The following is a 6,820-nucleotide window of genomic DNA, read 5'->3' as shown; positions in this document are numbered from 1 at the left end:
TTATAAAAACGAGTAGGATCATAATTTATATTTGTAGAAATAGATTGATCAATAAATTTTTGCATTATACCAATTAAATTCAAATATCCAGAATTATCAGGTATATTCCATAATAATTCATATTTTTCTTTTAATTTTAAAAATTCAGGTACAACTTGCTTTAAAATACCATTTTTAGATAATTTTATACTAATAAATCCTCTAGGAGGTTCAATTCCATTTGTTGCATTAGATATTTGAGAAGAAGTTTCAGATGGCATTAAAGCAGATAAAGTAGAGTTACGTAATCCATATTTTTTTATTTTTTTTCTTAAATAATTCCAATCACAATGTAATGATTCTGTATGAATATTATCAATATATTTTTTATATGTATCAATAGGTAATATACCTTTTGAATAATTAGTTTCATTAAATAATGGACAACATCCTTCTTCTTTAGCTAAATCATTAGATGATTTTAATAAATAATATTGTATAAATTCAAAAGTTTTATGAATTAAATTATTAGCACTATTATCAGAATAACGAACGTCATTTTTTGCTAAATAATAAGCAAGATTAATTACACCAATACCCAAAGATCTACGTTTTAAGGCGGATTTTTTAGCTGCAGGAATTAAATATTCCTGATAATCTAATAAACAATTTAATGCTCTTACTATTAAATTTGATAAATTTTTTATTTCGTTTAAATTTTTAATCTTACCTAAATTAAAAGCAGCTAAAGTACATAATCCAATTTCACCGTTAGGATCATCTATTTTATTTAAAGTTTTAGTAGGTAAAGTGATTTCTAAACATAAATTTGATTGTTTTATGGGTGCTTTTTTAGGATTAAATGCAGAATGAGTATTACAATGATCAACATTTTGTATATAGATTCTTCCTGTTGAAGTGCGTTCTTGCATAATTAATGAAAATAAATCAACAGCATTAATCTTTCTTTTTCTAATATTAATATCTTTTTCATATTTTTCATAAAATTTTTGAAATTTTTTTTGATTTGAAAAAAATAATTCATATAAATTAGGAACATCTGATGGACTAAATAAAGTGATTTTTTCATTATTAATTAAACGTTTATAAAATAATTTATTAATTTGTACACCATAATCAATATGTCTAACTCTATTAGATTCTATTCCTCTATTATTTTTTAATACCAATAAATTTGTAATTTCAAAATGCCATAAAGGATAAAATAATGTACCAGCTCCTCCTCTTACACCTCCTTGAGAACATGATTTAATTGCTGTTTGAAAATGTTTATAAAATGGAATACATCCAGTATGAAATGCTTCTCCATTTCTAATAGGACTTCCAACAGCACGAATTCTTCCTGCATTAATTCCTATACCTGCCTTTTGAGAAACATATTTTATAATACTACTAGTAGTAGCATTAATTGAATCAATATTATCTCCACATTCAATTAAAATACATGAACTAAATTGCTTTGTTGTAGTTCGAACACCTGACATAATTGGGGTTGGTAAAGAAATTTGAAAAGTAGAAATAGCATCATAAAAAGTTTTTATATAATACATTCTTTTATTAGATGGATATTTAGCAAATAAACAAGCTGAAATTAAAATATATAAAAACTGTGCACTTTCATAAATTTTTCCTGTTATTCTATTTTTAACCAGATATTTACCTTCTAATTGTTTAACACCGGCATATGAAAAATTCATATCACGATTATGATCAATAAAATTATCCATTAAATTAAAATCTTCTTTAGAATATTTTTTTAAAAGAAATTTATCATATTTTCGTAAATTCACCATATTTTTTACATGATTATATAATTTAGGTGGTATAAAATTTTTATATGCTTGTTTACGTAAATTAAAAATAACTAATCTAGCTGCCATATATTGATAATCAGGATATTTTTCAGAAATAAGATCTGCTGTAATTTTAATAATAATATTATGAATATTTATTGTACTAATTTTATTATATAATTGTAAATATAACTTTTTTTTTATTTTTGATAAAGAAATATTTTTTAAATTTTGTGCGGCACGAAATAATATTAAATTTATTTTATCTAAATTTATTAATTCTTTATTTTTATTTCTTTTTATAACAAATAAATTTTGTTTCATAGATAGGACACCTATACTAATTTAAAATTTTTTTAATAATATATACAAAATAATATCTATTAAATAGAAATTAAAAATATTTTTTTTTAAAAAAATATTAAATATATTAATGATTAAGGATTATAAATTTTATTTTTATATTAAAATATTTTTAAATTAATAAATTTAATTAGATTATAAAAAATATTATTTTTTAATATTAATATTAATATTAAAAATTATATTTTTTTATAAAATAGTAATACTTTTATTATAAAATAATAATATATAAATTATATTAATTTATATAAAAATAAAAAATTTATTAATATAATAATTTTATTTTTTATTTTTTAATAAATAAATTAAAAGTATTGAAATATCTGCTGGTGTTATACCAGGTATTCTAGATGCTTGACCAAGAGTATAAGGTTTATAAGAATAAAATTTATCTATTGCTTCATTAGATAAACTTTTTATATTATTAAATTTTATGTTTATTGGAATTATAATATTTTCATTTCTTTGTTGTTTTTTTATTAATTCTAATTGTCTTTTTATATAACCTTCATATTTTAATTCAGTTTCAATATATTCAATGATTTCTATATTTTTTATATTAAAATTAAATATTTTTAATTTTATTAAATCTTTGTGATTTATTTCAGAACGTTTTAATAAAGAAATACCATTTAATTTTTTTTTTAAAGGATTTTTTAATAGAGAATTTAATTTTTTAATTTTTATCTTATTATCATAATTAATATTAAAATTTTTTATTTTTTGATATAATTTTTCAATATTTTCTAATTTTTCATTAAATTTTTTCCAACGAGAATTATCTACTAATCCTAGTTTATGTCCTATTTCAGTAAGTCTTATATCTGCGTTATTTTCTCTTAAAATTAATCTATATTCTGCACGTGAAGTAAACATACGATATGGTTCTTTTGTCCCTAAAGTACATAAATCATCAATTAATACTCCCATATATGCTTGATTTCTTAAAGGAAACCATTGTTTTTTATTATCAATTAAAAGAGAAGCATTTAATCCTGCGATTAAACCTTGTGCTGCTGCTTCTTCATATCCAGTAGTTCCATTAATTTGTCCTGCAAAAAATAATCTTTTTATAAATTTACTTTCCATAGTCGGTTTTAATCCTCTAGGATCATAAAAATCATATTCCACCGCATATCCTAATCGGGTAATATATGCATTTTCTAAACCCTTAATAGATTTTATAATTAAAAGTTGTATATTAAAAGGAAAACTTGTTGAAAGTCCATTAGGATAAATTTCTGAATTAAATATACCTTCTGGTTCTAAAAAAATTTGATGTTGTTCTCGATTAGGAAATCTAATAACTTTATCTTCAAGAGAAGGACAATATCTAGGACCTTTGCTTTTAATTAAACCACTATACATAGGACTTTTAATAATATTATCTATTATTATTTGATGTGTATTTTTATTAGTATAAGTAATATAACAAGGTAATTGTTTAGGATGTTGTTTATTATTTCCAATAAAAGAAAAATATGGTAAAGGAATATCGCTATATTGAATTTCTAATTGAGAAAAATTAATACTTCTTTTATCAATTCTAGGAGGAGTTCCTGTTTTTAATCGTCCTTTTGTTAAAGGTAAATCATTTAAAAAACTAGCTAATTCTATTGAAGAATAATCATTCATTCTTCCACCATTATATTGGTTATTTAACCCAATATAAATTTTTCCATTTAAAAACGTACCAGTAGTTAAAATTATAACTTTTGCATTTATAATATCATTATTTTTAGTAACAATACCTGTTATTTTATAATTTTTAATAATAATTTTTTTTACTTCTTGTTGAAAAATAAATAAATTTTTCTGTTTACTTAAAATATACTTTATTGTAGTTTTATATAATTCTCTATCTGTTTGTGCTCTTGTAGATCTTACAGCTGGTCCTTTACTACTATTAAGTATTTTGAAATTAATACCAGAATAATCAGTTGCAATTGCCATTATACCACTTAATGCATCTATTTCTTTTACTAAATGACTTTTACCAATACCACCTATTGCTGGATTACAAGACATTTGTCCTATTGTATCAATATTATTTGTGATTAAAAGAGTTTTTTTTTTCATTTTAGCACTAGCTATAGCGGCTTCTGTTCCAGCATGTCCACCACCTACAACTATAACATCAAATTTATTGGAATTAGACATAAAAATATATACCAAATTTTAGTAAAAAATATTTAATTTTAATTTTTAATAATTTACCATTCTATAGAATCAACATTTATTAATAATTTAATTTTATTAAAATTTACAATTTTTTTTGCAATAGAATGAATATTAATTTTAATAAATTGTAATTTTATTTTTAATAAATGTTGTAAGATAATTTTTTTTCTAAATAATCCTTTTCGTTTATTGTGTATTAATGATGTAGGACCTATGATAAAAAAATTTTTTTCATTTATATATTTTAATTTTAATATTTTTTTTAATTTATTTAAAAAATTTATTAGAATTGTTTTTTTATAAGACTCAATTATCAAAGTAATATGATTAGTAAAAGGAGGTAATGACATTTTTTTTCTTTCATTTAATATATAATTAGAAATTTCATTATATGTATAATTTTGTTTAAAAATTTTTTTTAAAAAATTATTTTGTGGATAATTTGTTTGTATAATAACAGTTTTTTTTTTTATATCTAAATGATTATTCAATATATTAAAAATATATTGAGAAAAATATTCCATTGTACGAAAATTTTTTGAAAAAAAAACATTATCTATATTTAAAAAAATTATTAAATTATTTTTTAAAATAAAAAAATATTCTTTATATAAAATTTGTGAAGAAATTATTATCAAAGGTTTATTATTACGTATTAAAGAAAGTGTTTTTAAAAAATTTTTACTATTTATAGTAAAAATTAATATATTTGGAAATAATTTATTTAATAATTCTTTTAATTGTTCACTCCCAATACCTATTGGTATGAAAAAATTTTTTTTACAAAACGGACAAAATAAAATCATATCAATATTTTTTTTACAATATTTACAATATAATTTCCATAATTTTTTATAAAAAATATAATTTTTATTACAATCTATACATTTTAATATTTTTTTACAAAAATAACATAATATAATAGTTGAATATCCTATATATTTATAATATATAATTATTTGTTCTTTTTTTTTAAGATAAATTTTCATCATTTTTATTAAAGAATGAGAAAATAATTTATATTTTAATATTTTTTTATTAATATCTATTATTATATATTTAAAATATTTTTTATATGATATTTTTTTATTTTTATAAAATAAAAATTTATATTTATTAATATTAATATTATTTATAGTTTCTAAACTTAAAGTTTTAGAACTTAATATTATAGGAATATTTTCCATTTTTGCTCTTAAAATAGCAATATCTCTTATATTATATTTACATTTATTATTTTGTTTATAAACAAAATCATTTTCTTGATCTATAATAATTAAACCTAATTTAAAAAATTGTGTAAAAATGGAAAATTTTGTACCTATAACTATTAATATTTTTCCTTTTTTTATATTTTCTAATATTAGTAATTGTTTTTTTATAGAAATATTTGAATGTAATAAACAAATAGAAACATTTAATTTTATAAAAAACTGATACAAATACAAAATATTATACTTTTGAGGAGCTAAAATTAATATTTGTTTTTTATGAAGCAATATAACTTTTACTAAGTTTAAATAAATATCAATTTTTTTAAATAAAATTATATTATCTTGTAAAACCCAGGTTTTAAAAAAATTTATTTTATAATATATAATCTTAAATATATTATTTATCCATAATAAATATATTTTTAATCTAATATTATTTTTATTATCAAAAACTATTTTTTTATTTTTTAATAATTTTAATCTAATTTTAAAATTATATATATTTTTATCATTTATTAAATATAGATTTTTTGAATTTATGATAAATCTATTATTTTTTCTATAAAAAATAGGTAATATTTTAAATAAAATAACTCCTATAGGACATTGATAATATTTAGATATTTTTTTTGCAAAATTCCACATAAAAAAACTAAAAAGTGATTTTTCATCTAAAACCTTATATAAATATTTTAATTTATTTGGTATAACTTTAGAAGTTTTTTTTATTTCTATTACTATACCTATGTATTTTTTATTTTTTATTGGTACTATAACTCTATAACCAATATTTACTATTATATTATTAGGTAATATATAATCATATTTATGATCTAAAATAGAATTATTAAATACCACTTTAACTATTTTCATAATTTTAAATTCTTATATTTTTTTTAAAAAAAATCTTGTAATAAAAAAATATATTTATAAAATATATAAATAAATAATCTTTAAAAATTTAATTTATTGGTCTATTATGAAAAAAAATATTCATCCTCAATATAATCATATTACTATAAAATGTTCTTGTGGAAATATTATTAATACTAAATCAACTTTAAATAATAATAAAGAATTAAGTTTAGATGTTTGTAATATATGTCATCCTTTTTATACTGGAAAACAAAAAATCACAGATACTAAAGGTCGTGTAGAAAATTTTAAAAAAAGATTTAAAAATTCTAAAATATTTGAATAAAATTAATATAATAATATTATTAACATATATTTTTATTAATCAATAATGATAAATATAAAAAACATTAT

The 6,820-nt window shown here is 18.2% G+C and carries 4 protein-coding genes; 1 reads left to right on the top strand and 3 read right to left on the bottom strand.

Translation table 11 applies throughout. The features are described from left to right. From nrdA to priA, 3 genes are all read right to left on the bottom strand, one after another. Window positions 1-2,117, bottom strand: a 2,117-nt coding sequence (gene nrdA, locus GJT91_RS01995) for a class 1a ribonucleoside-diphosphate reductase subunit alpha (protein WP_168868569.1), incomplete at its 3' end; no start/stop codon positions are given. Window positions 2,118-2,435: 318 nt separating this feature from the next. After that, on the bottom strand, window positions 2,436-4,316 hold the full coding sequence (mnmG, locus tag GJT91_RS01990) for a tRNA uridine-5-carboxymethylaminomethyl(34) synthesis enzyme MnmG (protein WP_168868568.1): 1,881 nt from the start codon (window positions 4,314-4,316) through the stop codon (window positions 2,436-2,438). 53 nt (window positions 4,317-4,369) lie between these two features. Continuing rightward, complete coding sequence (priA, locus tag GJT91_RS01985) at window positions 4,370-6,424, bottom strand: replication restart helicase PriA (protein WP_168868567.1); 2,055 nt, start codon at window positions 6,422-6,424, stop codon at window positions 4,370-4,372. 106 nt (window positions 6,425-6,530) lie between these two features. Here priA and rpmE point away from each other — a divergent pair, with 106 nt between their 5' ends. Further along, window positions 6,531-6,752, top strand: a complete 222-nt coding sequence (gene rpmE / locus GJT91_RS01980; protein WP_168868566.1) for a 50S ribosomal protein L31 — start codon at window positions 6,531-6,533, stop codon at window positions 6,750-6,752. Window positions 6,753-6,820: the final 68 nt, after the last annotated feature.

This window comes from Enterobacteriaceae endosymbiont of Donacia semicuprea (assembly GCF_012570535.1).
Classification (GTDB): Bacteria; Pseudomonadota; Gammaproteobacteria; order Enterobacterales; family Enterobacteriaceae.
The sequence above is the reverse complement of the archived record's forward strand: the minus strand, read 5'-3'. Positions and strand labels throughout refer to the sequence as shown.